We start from the raw sequence: 23,308 nt of genomic DNA, 5'->3' as shown, positions 1-23,308 counted from the left end.
AATTAACTCATCTTTAAAATGCACTTTATGTTTCGCTTAAAAATAATATGTCTGAAGGCTAGATCATAGGTAGAATGCAGGATTGACCGTTTTGTATCGATAAGTGACTAAAATTTTAAGTTAGAAACACGAGCAAAGCTGGGTTTCTGACTTTTATGTGTAGATGAAACGCGATGCGGCTAGGCAATGTGAAAATTGAGTCATTAAATTATCTTCAATTGTTCGTTTGAAATATTCAAAGTAAGTGAGGGGGGATCAGTAGGGCTAAGTTTTGGGCACAACGCAAAAAGTAACCCGGATTAATCGTCGGTTCAAAATAGATCCAGGAGATATTACTTCGCCATTGATAATAATTAGGTGCGTTAACGACAGAAAGGTGATTTGAGAATAACGTTTTTTAACGGTTTTATCTGATAGGTTGATACGTGAAAAAGAACTAAGGTAAGCGCTTTAATAGTGAATGAATTGACGTTACTTTAAACCTCATGTCGAGGCTAATTTATGATGATTTTTCGAGGTGTTGATCAAAAACTTTTGAAAAATAAGAGACGTTTTTAAAACCTACCTCAAACGCCAATTGTTTGCGAGAGGTTATTCCTTGTTCAGACATCAATTTTTCTGCTTTTTGCATGCGTGATTTTTTGATAAATAAACCGGGTGTCATCTCAAGTGAATTAACAATTTTACGCTGTAACGTTTTTTCGCTCATGCAAAGTTGAGATGCTAATAATTTGCAATCAAGTTCGGGTTTGTGGATTAATTCGTCAATGGCCTGTGTTAATTCATTCACAAATTTGTTGTGTTTATTCTCTTCTATTTTCGCGGTCAAATCTTGATTTTTGTGGGTTGAATCTGCGGCTTGCTCATTTGTTTTATTTAATTCTGTTGATAGGGTTTCAATTTTAAGTTGATGTGCTTGCTTTTGTTCAACCATTAATTTATTTGCGGCCATGTTTTCTTTTTTTAAGCGGGTAATATGTAAAGATAAAAAGATAGCCAAACTTGATGTCGATATTAGAAAACCCAAGGTTAATGGCCATTTATCAATAATAGGTGGATGTATGCCTTTTGCCATAAAGGCAGACATATGCCAAGTAATGGTAGTCCATTGAATGAGACATAAACTGAGGTAAGTTAAAAATCGTTTCTGGTTTTTTTTGAAATATTGAAATGCGATAAAGATGTAGTAAAAATTTAAAATAGCGAGTGTTGCAGGCAATATGACGAGTTTAGCAATATGAGGTTTTTTTTGTTTATCGCTTTGATCAATCACAACGCTATTATCAACGTTAAAAAAGCTATTTATACCTAATTCTTGAGCTCGAATGACCGAGGTCATTATAAAAAATACAATAATAAGGATAAAAGGTAAAAAATCTGCCAGAGGGCGTTGTTTTAGGTTGATTAATATTTTACGCATAGGAATTTTTTATCATAGTCATTTAATGTGGTTAAATTGACCTCACTTCTGATGAACTGTCAAAATTAGCATTGCTGATGCATAATATATCAAATAGCTATAAATATCACCTGGATATTCTATTTAAGCATTGCCATCATCAGATAACGCAGTATATATATACCCAAGTCACTTCAAGATACTGGATTCAGTGGGAATTTAAATTGATTTAGGCACAGCTTCCGCATCCTGCTCACGCTAAGCACCTGCGTCCTGTAGGCTAGGCAAACAGATGCAAGTTTAACGGGTTAAATTAAACCTGTTTAACACAGCATAAATCAATTTAAAACCCACCGGAACGGAGCTCCTGAGCGCTTTTACTTCGGTGTTGTATTAACTTGAAAGGGAATGCCGTACCTGCATTAATACGCCTAGAATTAAAATCGCTCAGGGGCTCTGAACTCGCATCTTGAAGTCACTTGGGTATAAGGGTTATCGTGCTGATAAACGTAATCTTTAATTTTTTGATATTCACCTCAATATCGGTAGACAACTCCCTAATATTAGGTTGTTCAGCTTATTTATATGTTTGTGGTATCCCATGAGTTCATGTTGTTAGCCATTTCGATATTTTTAGCTTTTTGACGTATTTATGACTGGAATTCAAACGACGAAAAAAGCCGCATATTTTACAAAGTATGCGGCTTCGTTTTTAAGTTAATGTTACGTGATAATAGGGCTGGTTTACTCGTGATTTACCCAGAAGTCATAAACAACAACTTCGCCGTAATTTTCTGGATTATCTGTTTCATCGCCTTCTTTTTCTGAATTACTTTGCGTGTAGTTACCAATCTTGAAGTAAGATTTACCATAGCTAAGGTCCATTAAGTAATCGCTAGAGCCATCTTTAACTAGGTATTGGCTTGCGTTACCAGCTGCGTAAGCTTGCGCTAACTTACCATCTTCACTGTAGTAAACGTAATGTTTGTCATCAATCACTTCAAACATAACTTCGTGTAATGTGCCTAATTCATAATCAGATTTAATGGTTACATTGTCTCTTAATTTGCCACCGTTAAAGCTCAAGAATAAATGCGAGCCTTCAAGTCTAAGCACCAATGAATCATCAATACCTTCTTCTTTATCACCGTGGATTTGAGTTGCAACTAAGTGATTTTTAACAATGGGTAAATGTGTGATTGCTTGCTTAGCATAAACAACATGTGTACCGCTTGTTGTCCAATAGACATCTGCGCTACCGTCTTCAGTTCGCTCTCTAAGCTCTGAACGAATGTAGCTTGAGTTTGGTGTTGTGCCATTGTTTGAGCGTACAGGCGCATAAAAAACAATGCCGTTACCTTCATCGTTCACATAAAAGTATTCATTACTTTCTTGATAAAGCTGTTTAACTTCTTCCCCGTCTGGGTAAGTGATTTTCCACTGATCAAAATTACTCATTAAATCAGAAGGATACTCAGCATCACCTGTTGGTGGTTGCTCTGGTTCTTGAGGTTCTTCAGGCTCTTCTGGTTGCTCTGGCTCTGTTACGCCATCGGTACAACCTAAGATTTTAGCTTCTATAATACTGTTCCATGTGTTCGACGAGTTACCATGACCGGTTATACGCACATAACGTGCATCTGTATCTGATAAGCCATGTGTTTCAAAGCTTGAAGATGAACCGCTTGATTGGCCGCTCACTAATACTGACGTCCAATCACTGTTGTTTGTTGATGTATCAACATCAAAATATGAACTACGGCTGTTGCCTTTAAACCAAACAACGTTTAAATCTTTAACTTTTGCCAATTCACCTAAATCGTAAGTGATCGTTTTTCCGCTGCCTTTTGAAGACCAACGTGAATCATCTGATAAATCATTATCGATTGTATTTAAAGGACCATGACCATCGTTAGTGCCATTGTCTGATGCATTTACAATGTCTAGTTCGGCGCTGCCACTACAGTTAACGGTTGTTGGGTCGGTAGGTTCTTCTGGCTGTTCTGGTTCTTCTGGATCAGTACCTCCATCGACAGATACAAGGGCGAAATCATCAAAACGACCTTCATCATTATAATATTTAGCTAGAATTTCACCTGATGTCGATGAGCCTGAATTGAATGAAACGGTAACTTGAGTCCAATCTGACGATTCCGTATTTTTATATTTTACCGAACCATCAAGGTTTATACCGACTTGACCGCTACCTTTAACATAGGCTGTTAATTCATAATTCGTATCTTGTGTAAGCTGAACCGTTTGACCGATACGACCGCCTGAACCTGAAATTTTAGCTGATTTGCTACCTGAGTTAGAGTCGCCTGAAATAGCCGAAGGGTCGTTATCTTTCCAACCATCCCAACTAGATTCAAAACCTGCATTTTCAATTGAAACCGTTGCAGCACTTAATGGTGCGGCTAAAGCGAATAAAACGCTAGCGGCGCAATATTTCAAAGTAGGTTTGTTTAATTTGCTCATTGTAATCCCCGTTTAATTGTTTGTAGGTGTTGCTGAAACGATCCGGGTTCAGCGACTCACCTTTATATCGTTATCTCTGGTAACGAATTGCCAGCAAAGATATAACAATCTTGTAACGCAGATCAAGCGTTTTTTACATGTAAGTAGTTGCATATTGGTTATACCAATTGTAAAATCTTTGTTAATCAAGCGCTTAAACATTGCTAATAGCGATATTTATTTTATTTAATCTTGTTTTGTTGTTAATTTTTATCGTTTTTTAGGGTGGGTTGTTTTTTAATAAATAAGTGTTTTATGTTATTGGTTATACCAATTTAAGTATAAAGACGACCTGATCACATAAGTGTTCTAAAATTTTATCGGCTTCAGTAGGAGGGGGATTATTAAATTATTTAAGATCGGTATTCTTTTTTCAGGTCTAATGGGGGAGGGGCGTTAGCACAAACTAAAACCCCAAAAATCATTTTACGCTTGCTTATGTATTAATTATTAGACGATTTTGCCATTTGTTGAAATTGCTTGGGGCTGACCCCGACATTCTTTTTAAACGCTGTTGAAAAATAGGCTGAATTGTTAAAGCCAACCTCGAAAGCGGTTTCGGTAAACAACTCGACAACCAACTTCGATAACAAAATCCCTTTTGCTTTATTTATTCTAATATGGGTTAAATATGTTGTTTAATAAAGGCTGCGATTGCTTCTAAGGTTTTCATTCTGGTTTCGTTTTGACGTAAGTAGTGATCTTCTTGTTCAAGCGCAATTAGCTTAACGTTCTTACCTTGTTTTTTGAGTGCTGAATACATGGCTTCAGATTGTGATAACGGCACTCTTTCATCTTTTTCACCATGAATTAACAATATAGGGGCGTTAAATTTCTCGGTGTTATTGATAGGCGATTTTTTATCCAACGACTTACTTTTATCGTTTTCAGTGTCAAGTTTAATGCCTGCTACGTTATTCCAATAATCAGTTGATGAATGTGTTTCACCGTGTTTTTTACGTTCACTATTAGCCATTTCAGCTAAGTCGCTCACGCCATTATATGAAACAACGCAGCGGTATTTATTAGGTGTGATCGTACTCGCTGTTAGCGCCGCGTAACCACCATAACTACCGCCTACAATACAGGTTCTATCTGGGTCTGCCATACCTTGTTTTATTAACTTTGCTAATGCATCATCTAAATCGGTTTGCATGGCTTTACCCCATTCGCCTTGACCTGCACGCCTTAATTCATAACCAAAGCCTGTTGACCCTCTAAACTGCGGTTGCACCACCAAATAGCCACTTTCGGCAAAATATTGTGCCATCCAATTAAAACCAATTCGGTCATGGCTATGAGGACCGCCATGAGGCAACATAATCGTAGGTAATTTTGTTTTGCCATTCCAAGTGTTGGGGTAGGTAATTAAAGTGGGTATTTTTAAACCATCTCGCGTTTTGGTTTTAAATTGGCTCATGGGGTGCACGGCGGTATACGGAATTTGCGGTCTGGCATGAGCCACAATTTCAACTTGGTCATCAGGAGTCGAAATCATATATTCGCCTGATGATTCTTGACCTTCAATATAAACCACAATTTTTTGCCAATCAGTACTCCAGTCTTTAATGTAAACACTGGTGTTAGCGAGCGAGTCTTGAATACCTTGGATGCGCTGAGTTATTTTATCATCAAAAAAGGCATAGCTCGGGGTAAAACCTGCGTACCTAACACCATAAATAACATTGTTAATGTCTGTTATTACGTTTTCGACTTCATGTTTTGCCTTTTTAAATAATGGCTGATCTGATACTTCACCCGTTTTGACATTAATAGAATATAATTGTCGGCCATATTTACTCGAGGTTTTTATAATAACAAGCTGCTTATAATCCGGCGTTACACCTAATACACCAGTTGGTCTGCCGATTGACTCTACTTCGTAAATAGGTTGCCAATTATCTTCAACTGGCACTGCAATTTTATATTGATTGGTATTATGATCATAATCTTCTCGAGCTAATACATTACCTTGCTGACCCATGACATAGTTAAAAGTGTGTTCGGTGCCTCTGGCGTATATTTTAGGTTTACGTTGGTGACTAATGCGAGCTCGCATTAAGGCTAACTCAGTGCCTTGCCATTCTCCGTAAGCAACCCCTCCAATATAAGCGGGGATATACGCAAATTCATGATCTTCAGAAACGCCTTTTACGTTACCAATACCAAATTGATGACGATAAATACCTTCACCAGGGATCAGTAAAGGGTGTATCTTATTTTCAGGAATATTAAAACCAAATGCGGTCGTTACTTCTCGTTTTGAGTGACCAAAATCACTCAACAATAATTGATGCTTACCGGCTTTTAAAATGATTTTTTCGTCTGATACAAAATAGGCTTGGGTCGGGTTAGCATCGCCAATATCAATGGCAGCAATCGTTTTAGCATTTTTTAGTGAAACAACCGCGTAGGTGTCTTTGTCAACATTGTTTTTTCTAAAGGCGATATATTTACCCGTAGGTGAAATAGTCATCATGCTGACTTCTGGTAAATAACCATAGGCCGAAATAGGTATTTTAGCGGCTGACGAAAAGTGACTAATAGTCATAAGTGGTAAAAAGAGCAGAATAAACCGTGTTATTTGTAAACGTATTTTCATTGATACATCCTTGTTATTTTACGCTAGTGTGCATAAAGTCAAAAAGAATAGCAATTGGTATATTAATGAAACTGGGTAACCGCTTTTATTACGCGTGATTTTATTGTTTTGAATGGTACAAATTATTTAATACGTTTAGTAATTAACTTAGTATGTGTGTGCTCACTTATCCTTTTGATCATTGTTTTAAAACACTTCATTCTGAACTTTGCTGTTATATTTACCCCTCACATTAAAGGTTTGAGTAATAAGATGACTTAACTCGGTATGATCAATCTATTTTTTATATTAAACAAACTCAGTGCATAATTGGTTACTACATTGAGTTTGTATTTGAATATAAGGTACGTTTAGTTTAAATGTACTTGCCAGTTTTGACGCAGTTGTTGATCAAATTCATGATCTTTATCGGCTATTGACGACACATATAAGAAGAAATCACTGCCATCTTTTCGGGTGATCGTGATAAGGGTTTCTTCATCATCTTCACCCCACTTCGTTTCTATATTACTTATTTCATCGTATGTTGCTTTTTCTAGCTGTAATGCTTGCGATTCACGCCAATAAGAAAAGACACTTTTATCCGTAATGCCATTGCCGTCTGCACTCCAAAATAAATAAGCCGAACTATAAAAATGGCTGAGCTCTTCATTGGGTTTAATGATACGTTGGCGGGTCATCGTTTTAACATCATGTTGCCAGAGTTTGTCACCCGTTATAACCTGGTTTGAAGGCATTAAATACAATTCACCACTATACATTAAGGCCATAAAAGGTAGGTAAAAAAGCGGGAGTGAAAAGTGTCTACCGTGCATGCGAGAATTATATGCAATGCCATCGGGGTTGTGTTTATTACCGTTTAATACGCTTAATACTAGGGGGATAACAAAAGCTAATGATATAAAACCGGCGATCAAACCCCAAAATGATTCGATTGTATTTTCGGTTACGCTCGCGATAAAAAAGCCAACCGCCATTAATATCAAAATAGGCTGAGACAATCGGTTGTTGTTATTTACATCGGGTAATGTTTTATTAATACCTTGGGCGAGAGGGTAGTACCAAACTAGGTTAAATATACCCCGCCAAACAGGGTAACTATTATCTTGTTGTTGTGTTTTGAGGTAAGCAAAATTTTTATAAAACCAATAGGCATGATAAATACCCATTGTAAAAACACTCATGTAAATAAATTTGGTGACACTTACCGGGTATAATTGAGTCTCGGGGGCAATGGATTCGTTCGCTTTTTCTAAACGCCAAATTAATGTTAATAATATAAAACCGCCTAATGAACCTCCAAAAATTAACCAATAATAGAATGTATCATTATCGGCTAAGTTTTCATTTTTTCCGGTATGAGCGGTTTTATTTTTGTAGGTATAGATATTGTAATATCGATAATCTCGAGCCCGTAAAATAGCTTGATAATATTCATCAAATCGATCGGCTGGCACATGATCTTGATGTGATTGATAAAAATAGCTGAGGGTCAATTTTTGCGCTTTTTTGTCCCAATTAGCGGTGTAGTGGTAGGTAAAAAAATCGTTTTCTTCACTTTTTTCATTATTCTTGAATGACCAATCTTTTCGTTCAAAATTGAGTTCAATGGTATGTTCTAATTTTATCGGGTAGGTTAAGTGGTAAGCTTGTGTCCGTTTGAGTGTATCGGGTTTATCTAAATAGCTTGCCGCTATATTAGTATTAATATTACCGGTATATTTTTTATCGCTTTCATCCCAAAAAGCGTTAAGGTTATAGTGTTCGAATGTTGAGAAAATATTATTTTCTTCATCATTTTCAATGCGCAGTGCTGTCAGGAGTTCGGTGTCACCAAATTCGTCTTGGTAATAGTCAAGATAATCTTTACTCGACTGCGCTAACCCTTCGGCTTCAAAATCATCACGTAAACTAGCGGCTTTCCAACCTTTGTAATGCGATTCAACTACTAGTGATACTGGCGCGCTAACATCTTCAGGTATGGTTAAAACTTCTTTAACATTAATGCCACTGAAATCATCATTAATAACCATTTTGGTTAATGTATTTTGAGTTTCATCAACAAGCAGAGCATAGCCATAGTTAGGCTGATAAATTGAATCGATATTGCCATGTTGATAGCTTCGAGTTGGATCCAGCCAATAGGTTTTATCGTCTAATTTTACTTGTGTTATCACATGATTAAACGCATTAATCGCTGGTAGCTCATCGTTGATAACATGTTCATTGTCAGTATCAACCATTGCAGGTCGTGCACTTATCCCTAGCTCTTTTAACAAAGCGATAAATAAAACGGTTTTGTCTTTGCAATCACCAAATCGGCGTGTGAGCGTTTCGGTCGCAGGTGATGGAGCATGTGAATTTTGACCAAATTCAATCCCTAAATAGCGCACTTCATCTTGTACAAAACGCAATGCTTGCGAAATTTGTTGATGCTTATTTGGCGTTGATTTTTTTATGTTGTTAGCTATTAAGATAAGCTCATCATTGCGCGTATAGCGATCTTGATAAAGTGAATGGCCCCATTTTGCTATGGCTTGCCAGTTTTTGGTTTCACTAAACTGAATATGTGCCCACGGATCAGCCCAATCCGGACGGTTACTTTCGCCGCTGATTGGTTTTATTTGTTGCTTATTTATCGTGTATTCGGTACCCGCCGGGGTTGATTGGGTTTTAACTAATTCTGCGTGGTCTTGGTAAACCTGATAGTGTAATGGTTGCTGTTTTTGCCATAAAACACGAATATTTAACGAAGCAACGGGGATTGACCAATTCAGATTATAATTTCTGGCAAATAAACCATGATAAACCGGATTTTGTCCCGTTCGGGTATAGCTGTATGTCAGTTTGTCGCCTACGCGAATGTCATCTATTAATATATTTAAACTTTTGCGGCCATTGTAGATTTGTTCTTCTAATTCTTTTTCTCGTTGGATCACCGATAGGGTAGACGTTGATATTCGATCCTGCTTTTTTCCCTCTCGTTCTATTTCTAGTTTATGTAGTTGCAGCGATTGATAATAAGGGTCGAAGCTTATATTTATCTGCGAAAACTCATCTATACCTTGCTGATTGACTATCTCAATTACGTATTGATAATAAGATTCAACTTGTTCATCACTCGCTTTGACTTGCCTATCGAGTAGTAAATAATAAGCACCATCTTTAATGTAATCTTGTGGTATAGAATAGAGAGCAGGGGCCGATATCGTTTTCGCCCAAGTGGGTTTGGGTTTGATATTATCGAATGGTTCTGCTGCAGTGACTGCACTCATTATACTGATAAGGATCATCGAAAATAGACGTAGTATCAAAAATTGACTCCTGTTCATTGTTTCTTCCTATTATTTATTTTTTGATTAGCGAGCGGTTTTGACACCCAAGACAACATCAAGTTTCGTATTAAGGCGTTACCTGCGGTTTTAGGTTACTTGGCGTTAAAGCTACGGGTTAGCCAGAACTCTTTGGACCATATAAGGGTAAATCGCCCCTAGTAAGAAAGCCGTAATCTAAAGCTCTGGCTGATTATGTCATACCTCAACGTGATTAACTAAATCAAGTCGGCTCTTTATCTTTATTAAAACTCGGTATTGAAACTCCGCATTAAAATTTTATAGCCACTCTCATATTTGTATAACTGGTTGACCAATTCCAGGTTTTTTTAGTGGGTTTATATTTTAATGTTAACACTAATTAACGCACAACGTGTTTTTGTTATATATTGGTAATACTAAAATTGGGTTTGTTAATTTTTAAATTATTTTTACAGATTATTTAATATAGATTTATCAATTGCATCTATTTGTTTTTACGAGACTTTAAAGGTTTGTTTTGTTAATTAGGTTAATAAAAGATCAAATTACAGATTGTACGGTTGTTATGGGTATGTTAACTTTTGACTTATAGGTTGGTTTTTTTTTGGTATTACCACCTTGTAAGTGGGTTTTGCTAGTTCGCAGCTCTGTTTAAATAAAACCATGCTAAAAAGTGGTTAATAAAAGTTGCACTGACATATAACACAAACAATATTATTGGTAGCTGTAAATGAGAATAACTAAAGCACTTGGTTTCGCTGCATTAGCATTAACCACAAATTATGCACATGCAAATACACTCAATATCGATAGCGCAACAGATTGGGGCAATGGGCATGCGAGTTACCCTGCCTCAAATACGATTGACGGCAGTTTAGCTTGGGCGTCTCGTTGGGCGGCTTCTGGTTCACCGGTTAACTTGCAGTTAAACCTAGATTCAGTACAAAACGTGACGGAGGTGGGTATTTCTTGGGGCAAAGGGGGCGACCAAACACATACCTTTGAAATTTGGGCTCGTGCTGCAACGAGTGGCGATTGGACCAAAGTTTACGACAGCGTGAGCACAGGCTCGACTTCAAGCATTGAAGTTTACGATATTGATGATATTCAAGCACAGCAAGTGCGTGTAAAAACCTTTTCAAATAGTGCAGGTTCAAATTGGACCAATATAAAAGAAGTTGAATTGTATGGTTCTGGCGGCAATGACGCTGATGGTGAATTATCGGTTAGTCGTGCTTTTGATGATGGTACGGGTCATGCTAATTATCCTGCTTCAAAAGCGATTGATGATAATACCGCTTGGTCATCTCGTTGGGCTGCAGAGGCGGGTGGTTCGGCGGTTAATTTAACGTTAGAGCTTGATGAGGCCAAAGAGGTTAAAGACGTTGCAGTGGCTTGGGGCCAAGGTAATTCACGTACCCATACTTTTGAAATTTACGCTCGACCGAGTACGAGTGGAGCATGGACTAAAGTACACGACAGTGTGAGTTCAGGTAATTCTACCAGCTTAGAAGTATATGATGTAACTGACACTACTGCGCGTCAAGTGAGAATTAAAGCGCAATCAAACAGCGCGGGTAGTGATTGGATGAACATCACTGAAGTGAAGTTATACGGTGCAGATGACGATGTAGGTAGCGGTAACGATATTCCAAGTATTATTACGGATGGTTCGTTATTCGATTTAGAAGGTGATAACCCGCATCCATTAGTTAATAGTAAAACGCTAGCGTTTGTACCATTAGAAACTAAATATACCACTTCAGGTGGCGGCGGCTGGCGTCATGAATACAAAATTAAAACCAGTGAACGTAAAGCCATGTATAGCACTTATGAAACGTTCTCTGCGACCTATAAAATGGATTTATCTAATGGTGCTAAAACCATTGTCGCACAAACTCACGGTTCAACGATCTCTACATTAATGAAGGTTTATGTTGCTGATTCGAGCGAGTCTGGCTTTATTGATAGTGTTGCTAATAATGGCATCTTTGATGTTTATGTTCGTTTACGTGGTACTGATGGCAACGAAGTTAAAACCGCATTAGGTACAATTACCAGTGGTGGTAGTTTTGATCTGAGTATGGTGAATAACTACGGTACGATGACTATTACTGCATTTGGGGTTTCAGCACAGCTTAAAGTTGAAAATGATGAGGCGACTTATTTAAAATTTGGTAACTACATGCAGTCGCAAGATCCGGTAACACGAGAAGAATGTGGCACCCGAGGTGATTCAGATTCTTGGGCTGAATGTTTTGAAGAATTTGGTATCACTACTTCAAAAGCAACAGTGACTGATGTGAGTTACACAAGCAATCATTAGCCTATTCATAGGCTTACACTTTGTATAATGATAAAACGGCCATAATAAAAGCCTGCTATTAATAGCAGGCTTTTTTTTTGCACGTTTTATAATCATGGAGAGGTTTGATTGGGCTGCGTGATGATCACACAATACCTTTAAATGCGAGCGCGGGTAGTTACGTTGTTTTGTACATCGTTTTGTTTTAAACGGTGTTGAGAGGTGTGCAAACTGGGTATTTTTATGTGTGTTTAGCTTTTTTGTTAAAAACCATTTGTTAATAATGGTTGTTAAAAAGTACTTATTAAGAATGACTTAGATCTAAAACTCGATATTTTTCGATGGCTAAGTCTAAAATTAAAAATCAGTTTCCTTTGCCCATAATTCGGTTTTTTCTAGCGGTGTTTTATCTGACAAAAGCGGGTTTGTTAGCTTGATTACTTTGCGTGATTTTAAATTAAGTGCTTTTAGTGTTGGCGCGTAAATAGAATGAAACAATTTATCAAATTTACCCTCTTTAAGGGCGGCCTCTAAGCCTAGCTGAATATCTTTTGCTAGTGCATGATTATCTTTATGCACATAGAAGTAATATGCCGAGGGGTATTGAATTAGGATCTCGGGTTCTATGACCAATGAAAATTGAGGGTGTTGATCGAGGTTATATTGCACGGCTAATACTGACTGTGGCAGATAATCTACGTGTTTCATCGAGACCATATTGAGCACGCCCTGCAAAGATGAACCGGGTATGAGATGATAATGATTGTGCTTAAATATTTTAAAGTCAGACCATCTAGCGTGTAAACCAACGCTGAATTTTTTTAATCCTTCTTTATGAGTCACCTGAGCCAATAACGCCTTGTTATCGCTATTAACAATTGGGACTCGCCAGCCATTTAACCCTTTAAATATCGGAAATCGAATGGGTAAATTGTGCTTTTCTCGTTCTATTCTTGCGCCACCCCAAGCGACATCGATAAACTTATTTTGCTGCAAAAAAATAAAAGGTCTGTCGTGAGGTAAAGGTTCGCCTAATTTTTTTAATGCATATTTATTATCAGTGTAACTCAAGGCTAGTTCGAGCAATTGCACGAAGTAAGAATTAGCATTGGCATCGGGGTACACTATTTCAACGGGCTTAACATCAGCGTTAGCCTGGCTTAAAGAGAATAATAAAAGAGACGCAAGTATCAGAAGCGATAAATTTTTCAGCATAATGTTAAATATAGTCACTAATTAGGTATTTAAGTATTTTACACGGTAATGCGAGATTGCATTTAGATAAATACACATTTAAGCCGTGCAACAACAACAAGTGACTTGTTAAATTGCGCTAGCCCTATTAAGGTAATATAAATAAATATTAACCTATAGGGCTAACCATTTTGTTTAATCAATATTTTTTACGAATGATATTAGTTTCCGTAGGCGTATTTTCTTCTGGCGACCTTTTTGCGACCGATAGCTCCACCCACAAGCCGACCCCTAAAACTATTACTGTTTCATTTCATGCCGATAGTGGCGACCACCGAGAAAAAATATTAGAACTGGTTAATGATTTTAATCGCCAAAACCCTGATTTACAGATTTCATTGTTAGCTTACCGTGGTGCCAACAGACATAAACATGAGCTAAATAAATGGTTAAAACAAGGGCATGGACCAGATGTTACTTGGTGGATTGGTGGTTCACGTATGCGTTATTATGCAGAACAAGGTTTATTGACTGACCTAACTGATTTTTGGCGACAAAGTGGTAATCAACAGCACTTTCCGCAAACACTGTTAGACTCTGTTTCTTATAACGACGCTATTTATGGTGTGCCGATCTCATCGACCTTATTTGGCTTTTATTATAGTAAAACGATATTTAAAAAATATAACATTAAAGTGCCAACCAACTGGGCAGAAACCTTGACCGCTTGTGAACGTTTTAATGAGAGAAATATAACGTTATTTGCTTTAGGAACGCTAAAAACGGAATGGATACTTCATGGTTGGTTTGATTATATAAATTTAAGATTAAACGGATTAGCTTTTCATCAGTCTTTATTAGAAGGAAAGGTGAGTTTTAAAGACTCAAGAGTGAGAAATACGTTAACGCACTTTAAAAAGCTTATTGATTCTCAGTGTTTTAATGCCGACCATCATAGTTTTTCAATTTGGGATGTTTTTCCTACGATCACTCGAGGCCTTACCGCGATGGCTTTAGCCGATTCGGTGCCAACTCACATTAACTTTTCAGATTTCAGTGATATTGGTTTTATGACCTTTCCTGTCATTAATGAAGACATACCGCATTATACGGTTACACCACTGAGTATTTTTATGGTGCCACATTACGCGATTATGTCGACAGAGATCGCTCGTGTTTTAAATTACATGGCCTCAGAGGCGTTTCAGAGTGGGTTTGTAGAAGTGACTAAACATTTGCCTGCAAGAATTATAAAGTTACCGGCCGATAGTAGTAGAGACAACAAGATAGCTGATGTTGTTAAAAATTCCCCTGGCGGAATTGAATATTTTGATCGCTATGCTGATATCAATTTTGCGAGCAAAACACCGGCTGTATTCTTAGATTTTGTTAATAACCCCGATATTGATAAAGCGATTAATAAGCTTGAAGAACTGCGCCTTAAATATTTAATAAAACCGGCTCAGGATTGAGTTAATGATTTTGATCTCCAACAAATAAATAGTGGATCAACAAAATATCAACCCGACAGACATCTATTTAAAAATTAACAAATAGCTGTCTGACGGGGTGTTTCTTTAATTGTTAAGGGACAAACTGATAAATATCGCCGCTGGCATAGTCGGCACTATAAATTTCGCCTTTTGCATCTAATGCAAAAGTGGAAAGGTTAATACCCGTCGCAGTAAATAACTTGGTTGACGAATTTAGCGCAGGAAAAGCAGAAGACCACACACCGCCTAAAATAAAATCGGCATAAATGTAATGGTTATATAATTCAGGTATTAACTTACCTTTATAAACGTAACCGCCAGTGATAGATAAACCATCGTCGCGACCATAAGTTAGTTTAGGTAAGGTTAATGCAGTTTGGTCACACGCTTTTTTGGGTTTAAAACAATGGTTACCTTCCATAATGTTCCAACCTAGATTTTGCCCTTTTTTGACCACAGAGACTTCTTCCGATTTACTTTGACCCACATCGGCAACAATTAAGGTTTCGCCTGCAAACGAAAAACGCCAAGGGTTTCTTACACCGTATGCCCAAATTTCAGGTCGAAAGCCGGCTTTACCAACAAAAGGGTTATCTTTAGGTATAGCGTAAGGTGTATCTTGCGGTGTATTAATATCAATGCGCAGCATGTTACCTAATAATGTTTGGGTGTTTTGGCCATGCCCTTCGGGATCGCCTCCGCTACCGCCATCGCCCATGCCAATATACAAATAGCCATCTGGACCAAAGGCGACTTGGCCGCCGTTATGGTTAGGATAAGGCTGGTCAATTTCGATAATAATTTTTTCATGAGTGAGTTGATATCGCTGATCGGTATTCAGCGTTAAATTAAAACGTGAAACACGGGTGCGTTGCTCTCCTTCTGCCGGGTTGTAATTAATAAAGAGGTAGGGTTTTTTATTAAATTGAGGATGAAAATCAACCCCAAGCAACCCTTTTTCAACCGCAGAATCTACCGCTAATGTATGTATGACATAGTGTTTTTTAGTGTCTAAATTAACAAAGTTTAAATCGCCTTCTTTTTCTGCAATAAGGGCATAGTTATTAGAAGACGGAAAAAACTTAATTTCAGTGGGTTTATCAAAGCCCGTTAGTATCGTTTTTAACTGTGTTGCTTGCGCGATTGTAAACACGTTTGCAGCTAACAAGATGAGTAACAAAATCAATTTCATTATGGTGATCCTACTTTATATGTGTTTTTAATATACTATAAAATAACACATTGTTAATTGTTTGTTGTTAACTTTGTGGTGGTATGGACTTGTATTATTGGTATATTAAAGACGATATTTCACGTTTAGTTGCTATTTAGTGGTTAATAGTGTGACAACCATCACGCATGGTCGCATATTATTCAATGTTTATGAGGGCTAAAAAGTGTTGCCCGATTTTTGAATATCAGCATAAACATCACAAGGGTCATCACCTTTTTTTATTTTGGTTACCCATTCCTCAACCTTTTGTTTTCTTTTTTTAATGCGTTCTGGCCGACTCTTTTTATCGTTGAGTGATTGTTTAGCGATTTGGATCATATGATCGACCGCATATTGGCACATTAATGTGTCAGGTGCTTGCTGGGTGCTAGGGCGTGTTTATCTTTTGTGTATGCTTTTGCAGCCGTATTTGCACGATTTATACAAGGCAGAGCGATTGCGGTGTCGTTATTCTACATAAAAGAGCGATAAAGACTTTATGCTCCTGCAAAGTCACCTTACCCCACATCCATGTGGGGCAACATAGTAGAAATAGTGCAAATGCGCTGCCCTTTGGGTTCAATCCAAAACGTTTTGCTCTTTGTTATTGGCTTTTGACGTAGAACCACTATGCCATCAAGCCAATGCCGCGATCAAAACGCTTTGGAATTGAACAAAATCTATACGAAAAGATAAACACGCCCTAGCCAAGCAATTGCTTGAAAACGTAAAAAGCAAAGATAAAATTAACGCTAATATTGTCGGCATGTTTAATCCAATTTTACAGGGCTATTCTTGGGTTGATCGTTCTTTAGCTGCCACTTTAGCGGATAATTCTACTGGATGAAATTTAAAATTATCTAAATGCATAATCGCTTGTGTGGGTATGTGCACGCTGATTTCAAAAAAGCGATCAGTCGGCAGGTATTTATGTGCAACCGGTACACTGACCTTTATGAGACCGCTTGGGCTAACAACCGCTTCGCTTAAATCAAAACTATGAGGTGGCCAACCCGGTACGACCGTTTGTAAACCGGTCGATGTCATATTAATACTTGAAACCGAGCCTTCAATAATACGCAAATCATATGAAAAAATATAATCTTGAGTTGATTTGCTCAAGCTGGGATCATCAAAGGCGAGGGCGTTAAACTTTATGGCCATTTCACCAATAAGTGAATTTACATAGAGCCCATACTTACCCGCGATCGCGGCCGCTTCCGTCACTTCAATTTGCGCATAATTGTCGTAGCCCGTGCCTACTTTTTTTGTAATGTAGGGGCCTAATTTTCCGCTTTCAAAGTCGCCATTACGATCGCTTAATAGGTTATTGGTTTGTTGAACTGGCGCTAATTTAATATTGTCGATATAAAACTCTTCATTAGGGTTATTAAATATTAGCTCTAACTGTGTTTCGGTTGTCGGCCAGTTTTCGCCAATGATAAATTTCTCATGATGTAACCATTCGCCTGAATCATAAGTGCCAAGCCAAGGCCCTAGCGCGGTCTCTATGTAATTATTTTTGGTGTTGGTTAATCGGGCAAAACTACCGGCCCAGTTTTTGTTGTTAAGCAACCTTTTCATATCAAAACTTAATTTAAAAAGTTTACCTTGCTGCATAAACCCCTGTGGTAACGCGTGTGAATTAAGAGCTAAATCTACACGCCCTGCACGGGTATTTACGTATAAACCGTATTGGCCATTTTTTGCGGCTTCAGGTTGAACCTCGGCATAACCCGCACTGGCCGCTTTTATTTGCCAAGGGCTTAACATGCCTTCTTCAAAGTCACCATTTAAACTGGCTAATAAGTCGCTATTAAGGTCGATTGCCGCGATTAATTCAGTCGATTCATGTTTTGTTTTTTGACCTTCTTTTCGTTCGGTGTTTTGATTGGTTTTGATGATCGCTAACGGTGCGCTAAATCGTTTATGGGTTGATTCTGCCTGATGGCCAATTTGAACGTTATGAGAAGATATAACCTGTGTCGGCTCTGGCCCTTGATCTAATGCGGGTAAGGGGGGTTGATTAGTTGATTTATTATGTGAAGGTAAAGCGGCTGATGCTGGCGTGTTCTGTTCAACAACCGGTAGGTATAACCACAGCATAAATGCAATTAAAAAACTAGCCGCCAACGCCAAAACATGGGTGTTTTTATTGTGTGATAGCCGAGTCACGTTGTCGGTTTGATTCGCTTTAATTTGCGATTCAATTTTGTTTGAAAACGCTAAGCTTGCTGGTAGTTCAAGCCGATAGTTTACTTCTTTAGTAAAAATATCGGTGGTTGAATGCTGTGCTTCAAAACGTATTAAGCGTTCAATTATTTTGTGCTCAGCTATTTGATCAATAAGTGAAGGATCGGCTTTGCACCGCATTAATAATTCATGGCTTGCTGGTTCACTGTCACTGTCACTGTCATTAGCAAGGTATTGGGCGATTAACTTTGTGATTTCCGTTTCTTTATTCATGTGTTACTCGATGCTAACTTCGCGTTAATACATTGACGCAATTTATCGCGCACTCGATGCAAACGCATGGTTAATGTCGAGTGTTTAACTCCGTATAACTCGGTTAACTCACCTACTGTATATTCTTCGTTGTAGTGTTGATTCACGAGTTTTTTTAAATTATCACTTAAGTTGGCAATGCAATTATTTAATGCCGAGGCTACATTACTTTCATTATGTTCGGTTAAATGGTTTTCTATTTTGTCGTTCAATAAGTTTTCAAGATCGTGGCTGCTGCCGATGGCAATCGGGTATTTTTTTCTTTTTTGGTTACTTAATAAATTAATCGCGATAGCTCTAAACCAATACTTGATCGGCTTTTGCGGTGAAAACTCGCTAATACGTCGATGGGCAACAATAAATGTTTCTTGAGCTAAATCTTCGGCTTCATGATAAGAATCTAAACGAGCGGCCAAGCATATTCGTACTTCGCGCTCATGCAAACGGATCAGTTGCGAAAATGCCTCTAGATCATTCTGTTGCGCTTTTTCTATTAATGCTAACTCGTTTTCTTCGATCACGTATTACCTCTATCGCCATTTTTTGCATTTAATACTTAATGTAAATATAGAAGTTAATTGACACACTTAATGATAAATAATTATTTGTATGGCAGATAAACGCGCCAAAATAGGTTTTAACCTCGATTAATTTATTTCTTAATGTTTATTGTTAACTAAATGTGTCAGGTGAATGAGGTGTTTACATAAGGTTGATAGATAAATAAGTTTTCTAGCTAAACGTCTGTTAAATAAACACATGAAGTTGGGCTTATTAAATCTAGAGTAGGTATATGTGTTGCCTAAAAAAATAAATTTAAATAAAGGTTTAAATATATAATGATTTTTAATATCAACAGATTTATAGCTGGGGGCTTAGGTGTTATTAGTTTTTTATTATTAGCCGGTTGCTCAAATCATAATGAGCAGCAAAGCGATTTTAAAGCTGATGACACATCAAAGGCTCAGCCCAATATATTGTGGATCATTACCGATGATCAGCGACCGGATTCTATCGCGGCCTATAATCGCGCTGTTTATGGTCAATCAGCTAGCCCTATCGGTCATGTCGAATCGCCTAATGTAGATAAGTTAGCGGCAGAAGGCGTGTTATTTACTCAGGCTTTTACAAATTCACCGGTGTGCGGGCCTTCACGTGGGTCTATGCATTCGGGTCGTTATCCGTTTAGAAATGGTCATTATGCTTTTGAATTAACGCACCAAAACCCAGATTTTGTTAAGCCAACCGTGTCGCAAACAATGCGTGAACATGGTTATGCGACATCGGTATTTGGTAAAGAAGATGCCTATATTTATAAATGGGGCCCAGGGCAAGGGTTTCACGATGCCAACCTATATGATTATAAGGTGCATTTTAAACATGATATTCAAGCGAACGGTTTAGGTGATATTTACACCAAAGCATTATATGGCACGGTTGATGGCTCACCGGTTATGCAAGGGTACACTGAAAATGTACTTTATTCAGACAGGCCTAAAAAATCTTACTTTTTAAAGCGGCACCAAGCTGATTTAACCGCAGAAGATATAGCCGCTAAAAATGCCGTATCAGCCGAGTTTGATCTATTGCGATCGTATACACGTGGCGGCAATAAAAATTTAATTATAGGCGGTGTTAACCCTAAACCGGCAGGTGAAACGGTTGATGCTTACATTGTTAAAGAGATGAAAAATTATTTAGCCAATGCCAATCAACCCTTTAAAACCTCGTGGGGTGCAGATGCAAAAGGGGCCGATAGTAGTCGAGCGCAATTTATAAATTTAGGTTTTCATTTACCCCACACCGGTGTTTTACCGCCAAAATCGTTTAGAGATAAATTTAAAGATAAAGTATATAAATTACCGCTTTTTGATAAAGAAACGGAACTAGCGAAGTTACCCAAACAACTGGTTAAATTATACGAAGTGGTGAAATCAGACACGCTAACAGTCGAAGAAAAACAGCAAGCGATCCGAGATTATTATGCATTTTGTGCATACGGCGATGCGCTAATAGGCGAAGCGGTTGAATCGTTTAAGCAATATAGCAAAGCACATAATCAAGAATACATTATTATTTTTACCATAGGTGATCACGGTTGGCATTTAGGCGAGCAAGGTATCATGGCTAAATTTGGCCCGTGGCAACAGTCAGTCTCAAACGCCGCTATTGTGGTTTCATCAGATAAAAACCTCGTGCCGGCTAAGCAGATTAATCATGATTTAGTTGAGTTTGTTGATTTTGCGCCCACCATCATGAGTGCTGCCCATATTGATATACAGCAACCGTCGTTTAGTTATTTAGATGGTGTCAGCTTGTTTGATGTGATGCACCAAAATATACCTAAACGAGACTATGTATTGGGTGAGGTGAATATAATCTCGGGGCCTAGAGCCTACTTGCACAGCAAGCGTTTTCGGTTTTCAATGCGCACACGCCCTTTTAGCAATATCAATTTAACGCCAGCGCAACTAGGCCACGATATAAAATGGGCTTTACAAGCGTCGGCAGAGCAAGTTGAAATGACACTATATGATTTATCGACCGATCCACTTGAGCGAAACAATATTGCTTATGATCAATCTCATGCACCGTTAGCTCATTGGTTTAGACAAAAATTAGGCAATATCGTATTAGGTGATAGACGGATAGAAGCTGATTGGAGCCAAGCCAATACATACTCGTTGAGTGATTTTGCGGTGGGGGCAGACGATAAAAAACTGAATATACCGGCGCATTTAATACCGGCAATATAAGATTAACCAGCCTTTGATTCGCGTGCATAAACTAAATGCCATTTGTGTTAACAAATGGCATTTACGTTGTTTATTATACTCACTGTTTTTCAATGGGGTATTATGCGAGGTATTAATGCGGGTCTTATAAATGTTGGCTTCCTTTAAAAAACAATTTCCTAAATCATTTAGCATACCAATTTATAGTTGGGCGCAGGCATCAGCTTAATTCAACAAGGCACTATGCGATCACACATTACGTGATGCAAGAATGCTAAATGTTAGCTTACTACGGCGCTCATCTACCATGTTCTGCCTAAGGATTGATAGTATAATTTTAGAGCGTTTTTGTTGTTGACGTTTGTGCTTGCTTTAGTATATTGAGTATTGATGTAGCAGACATGTTCTTGACATGACATCACGTAACCTTTAAGAGGTCGAGGCAGTGCCCGGTAATGACGTTCTGAATCTAAGATCATATCTTGGCGAAGGCTCCCTAGATGGAGCCTTTGTTATTTCTGAAGAATACATCAAAGACTGTCCTGCATGGGTGTTCCATGGGTGTTTGATAATAAATATGCATGTCCTTTAAATCGATATCCCTATAGTCGTGTGCGGAGCCGCATGCAGGGTGTTGTGGGGGTTGAGGGTTAGATACCCTTGGCTACCCGATTATATGCCGCCTAAAAGTTATAAAGGAGCATTTGTTCAAAACCATCTTCTGTTTTACTGTAAACAGCAACTATAGCAGTATCACTATGTATTACAGAACCAGAACTCCAAATCATGAATTTATTTTTCGTTATGACTTGGTAGCTATACTCACTATCCCAAGGGTCAATTGGTAAACGATTTAAATTGTAATCGGGGCTTATTAATGAATAAAGAGAGCTTGGTAGATTCGAATTTTTCTTGAAATAAATGGAAATAGATTTACTTAAGTTTTTGATGTCAAAATTAGCTTTAGAGGACTTTAGACAAACTGTCGTACCAATCAACATTGGAATGGTTACAAGTCCAATAAGAATAAAAATGATAGTTGAAAATATAATTTTATTTTTCAAACGTAATACCCAAGGCATAAACGAGCCTGTAGAATTTCTCTTTTAGAAAAAACAGCTCATAAAAATCATTAAAATTAAGCCCTAAATTGCACTTCTGTATGAAATCTAGGACATATTGAGCGAAAAACACATTTAAAGCGACTCTCTGCGCATACAAAAAGCCATAAAAATTATCATTTTGATTAATTCTACAGCCTCAACACCCACTAAGGGGCTAAAAATTGTTGGCTATAATACCGAGCGGAGCGAAAGTCGCGAACTGCTTTTAGTCCCGCTTGAGTGGCTTATATACCGACTAACTACCAGCTTTTATTTTGGGTAACTGTACCTGCAATATGATAAAGGCAGGTATTAAGGGTAAGAAAGCTAACCAAGATAATGGAGAGACAACCCAAAACCAAGTGAACCAAGCCTCAGCGATTAGTAAAAGTAACAGCTTAACTTTACGATTAAAAAGGATTAAGTCACCCATAGCAGCAAAAGGTAAACCAAAACCTAATAAACCAATTAACACAATAAATGGAGGAACGAATTCCAACTCTCTGAGCTTAATTACTGAAAAATAAAATTCATAGGCATAGCTAAAAAGTAAAGGGCTTAACAGGCAGAAAATCCAAACTGTACTCCAACTTGCATTTCGTTGTTGCTGAGAGTGTATTTTATTTTTCTCTTGAAGTTTACTCAGTACGTCCATGTAACTCAGACTCTCCCTAGGTATATACATTTAATAGTGCGCGATTTGCGCATTTTTCTGCTCAATCCGCGCGCATTTTCATACTTACTGTGTTTTTAACAAATACGCTAACACATTGCTATTTATATTGCTTATTTGCAGATAAAAAACTTCTCAGCGATAAAAATGCGCAACTTGCGCATTCCCTTGAATAGGGGAGAAAAGAACAGATTTTGTACATAAATACAGTGCCATAAACGGCACTGTCGGGTCTTGGTCTTGCATTGATATTAA

General features: G+C 37.9%; 15 protein-coding genes. 3 read left to right on the top strand and 12 right to left on the bottom strand.

Annotated features, from left to right (window positions below; genetic code table 11):
- Window positions 1-499: 499 nt before the first annotated feature.
- From DPX34_RS06150 to DPX34_RS06130, 5 genes are all read right to left on the bottom strand, one after another.
- Entirely contained in the window at window positions 500-1,420 is a 921-nt protein-coding gene (locus tag DPX34_RS06150; RefSeq protein ID WP_111977536.1) for a helix-turn-helix domain-containing protein, read from the bottom strand.
- Between the two features lie 723 nt (window positions 1,421-2,143).
- On the bottom strand, window positions 2,144-3,877 hold the full coding sequence (locus DPX34_RS06145; RefSeq protein ID WP_111977535.1) for a polysaccharide lyase family 7 protein: 1,734 nt from the start codon (window positions 3,875-3,877) through the stop codon (window positions 2,144-2,146).
- A 482-nt stretch (window positions 3,878-4,359) separates the two neighbouring features.
- On the bottom strand, window positions 4,360-4,497 hold the full coding sequence (locus tag DPX34_RS06140; RefSeq protein WP_232824680.1) for a helix-turn-helix domain-containing protein: 138 nt from the start codon (window positions 4,495-4,497) through the stop codon (window positions 4,360-4,362).
- A gap of 44 nt (window positions 4,498-4,541) precedes the next feature.
- Window positions 4,542-6,518 carry an alpha/beta hydrolase family protein gene (locus tag DPX34_RS06135; protein WP_111977533.1) on the bottom strand — a complete coding sequence of 659 codons (1,977 nt, stop codon included), beginning with the start codon at window positions 6,516-6,518 and terminating at the stop codon, window positions 4,542-4,544.
- Between the two features lie 350 nt (window positions 6,519-6,868).
- Window positions 6,869-9,832, bottom strand: coding sequence for a DUF3857 domain-containing protein (locus DPX34_RS06130; RefSeq protein ID WP_198673643.1), 2,964 nt, complete (start codon window positions 9,830-9,832; stop codon window positions 6,869-6,871).
- Window positions 9,833-10,562: 730 nt separating this feature from the next.
- Between DPX34_RS06130 and DPX34_RS21975 the strand changes: the two genes are divergently transcribed.
- A complete protein-coding gene (locus DPX34_RS21975; RefSeq protein ID WP_232824674.1) occupies window positions 10,563-12,158 on the top strand; it encodes a discoidin domain-containing protein in 1,596 nt (531 codons plus the stop codon).
- Between the two features lie 336 nt (window positions 12,159-12,494).
- Here the strand turns inward: DPX34_RS21975 and DPX34_RS06115 are convergent, their stop codons facing one another.
- Window positions 12,495-13,352 carry a substrate-binding periplasmic protein gene (locus tag DPX34_RS06115; protein ID WP_111977531.1) on the bottom strand — a complete coding sequence of 286 codons (858 nt, stop codon included), beginning with the start codon at window positions 13,350-13,352 and terminating at the stop codon, window positions 12,495-12,497.
- 170 nt (window positions 13,353-13,522) lie between these two features.
- Between DPX34_RS06115 and DPX34_RS06110 the strand changes: the two genes are divergently transcribed.
- Complete coding sequence (locus DPX34_RS06110) at window positions 13,523-14,803, top strand: ABC transporter substrate-binding protein (protein WP_111977530.1); 1,281 nt, start codon at window positions 13,523-13,525, stop codon at window positions 14,801-14,803.
- A gap of 112 nt (window positions 14,804-14,915) precedes the next feature.
- Here the strand turns inward: DPX34_RS06110 and DPX34_RS06105 are convergent, their stop codons facing one another.
- The 4 genes from DPX34_RS06105 to DPX34_RS06090 form a co-directional block, all read right to left on the bottom strand.
- Complete coding sequence (locus DPX34_RS06105; RefSeq protein WP_111977529.1) at window positions 14,916-16,016, bottom strand: PQQ-dependent sugar dehydrogenase; 1,101 nt, start codon at window positions 16,014-16,016, stop codon at window positions 14,916-14,918.
- A 198-nt stretch (window positions 16,017-16,214) separates the two neighbouring features.
- The gene (locus tag DPX34_RS06100) at window positions 16,215-16,376 is read right to left on the bottom strand and encodes a hypothetical protein (RefSeq protein ID WP_157964631.1); all 162 of its coding nucleotides are present in this window, start codon (window positions 16,374-16,376) and stop codon (window positions 16,215-16,217) included.
- A gap of 450 nt (window positions 16,377-16,826) precedes the next feature.
- Window positions 16,827-18,503 (bottom strand): carbohydrate binding domain-containing protein, encoded by a 1,677-nt coding sequence (locus DPX34_RS06095; RefSeq protein WP_111977527.1) that lies wholly within the window; start codon window positions 18,501-18,503, stop codon window positions 16,827-16,829.
- Complete coding sequence (locus DPX34_RS06090) at window positions 18,500-19,063, bottom strand: RNA polymerase sigma factor (protein ID WP_111977526.1); 564 nt, start codon at window positions 19,061-19,063, stop codon at window positions 18,500-18,502. Before DPX34_RS06090 ends, DPX34_RS06095 begins: the two co-directional genes overlap by 4 nt.
- A 318-nt stretch (window positions 19,064-19,381) precedes the next feature.
- Between DPX34_RS06090 and DPX34_RS06085 the strand changes: the two genes are divergently transcribed.
- Window positions 19,382-21,298: a sulfatase-like hydrolase/transferase gene (locus DPX34_RS06085; protein WP_111977525.1), complete on the top strand. Its 1,917-nt coding sequence runs from the start codon at window positions 19,382-19,384 to the stop codon at window positions 21,296-21,298.
- 662 nt (window positions 21,299-21,960) lie between these two features.
- Here DPX34_RS06085 and DPX34_RS06080 read toward each other — a convergent pair.
- Entirely contained in the window at window positions 21,961-22,359 is a 399-nt protein-coding gene (locus tag DPX34_RS06080) for a type II secretion system protein GspG (protein WP_111977524.1), read from the bottom strand.
- Window positions 22,360-22,636: 277 nt separating this feature from the next.
- Window positions 22,637-23,035 (bottom strand): hypothetical protein, encoded by a 399-nt coding sequence (locus DPX34_RS06075; protein WP_111977523.1) that lies wholly within the window; start codon window positions 23,033-23,035, stop codon window positions 22,637-22,639.
- Window positions 23,036-23,308 lie beyond the last annotated feature (273 nt).

Origin of the sequence: Algibacillus agarilyticus, assembly GCF_003286125.1 — a bacterium.
GTDB lineage: Bacteria > Pseudomonadota > Gammaproteobacteria > Enterobacterales > Alteromonadaceae > Algibacillus > Algibacillus agarilyticus.
Note: the sequence above shows the minus strand (reverse complement) of the source record. Positions and strands in the feature narration are given on the sequence as shown.

Coding starts and splice junctions, on each gene's coding strand:
- DPX34_RS06150 (WP_111977536.1), bottom strand. CDS start 1,420: ATGCGTAAAATATTAATCAACCTAAAACAACGCCCTCTGGCAGATTTT.
- DPX34_RS06145 (WP_111977535.1), bottom strand. CDS start 3,877: ATGAGCAAATTAAACAAACCTACTTTGAAATATTGCGCCGCTAGCGTT.
- DPX34_RS06135 (WP_111977533.1), bottom strand. CDS start 6,518: ATGAAAATACGTTTACAAATAACACGGTTTATTCTGCTCTTTTTACCA.
- DPX34_RS21975 (WP_232824674.1), top strand. CDS start 10,563: ATGAGAATAACTAAAGCACTTGGTTTCGCTGCATTAGCATTAACCACA.
- DPX34_RS06115 (WP_111977531.1), bottom strand. CDS start 13,352: ATGCTGAAAAATTTATCGCTTCTGATACTTGCGTCTCTTTTATTATTC.
- DPX34_RS06105 (WP_111977529.1), bottom strand. CDS start 16,016: ATGAAATTGATTTTGTTACTCATCTTGTTAGCTGCAAACGTGTTTACA.
- DPX34_RS06100 (WP_157964631.1), bottom strand. CDS start 16,376: ATGATCCAAATCGCTAAACAATCACTCAACGATAAAAAGAGTCGGCCA.
- DPX34_RS06095 (WP_111977527.1), bottom strand. CDS start 18,503: ATGAATAAAGAAACGGAAATCACAAAGTTAATCGCCCAATACCTTGCT.
- DPX34_RS06085 (WP_111977525.1), top strand. CDS start 19,382: ATGATTTTTAATATCAACAGATTTATAGCTGGGGGCTTAGGTGTTATT.
- DPX34_RS06080 (WP_111977524.1), bottom strand. CDS start 22,359: ATGCCTTGGGTATTACGTTTGAAAAATAAAATTATATTTTCAACTATC.
- DPX34_RS06075 (WP_111977523.1), bottom strand. CDS start 23,035: ATGGACGTACTGAGTAAACTTCAAGAGAAAAATAAAATACACTCTCAG.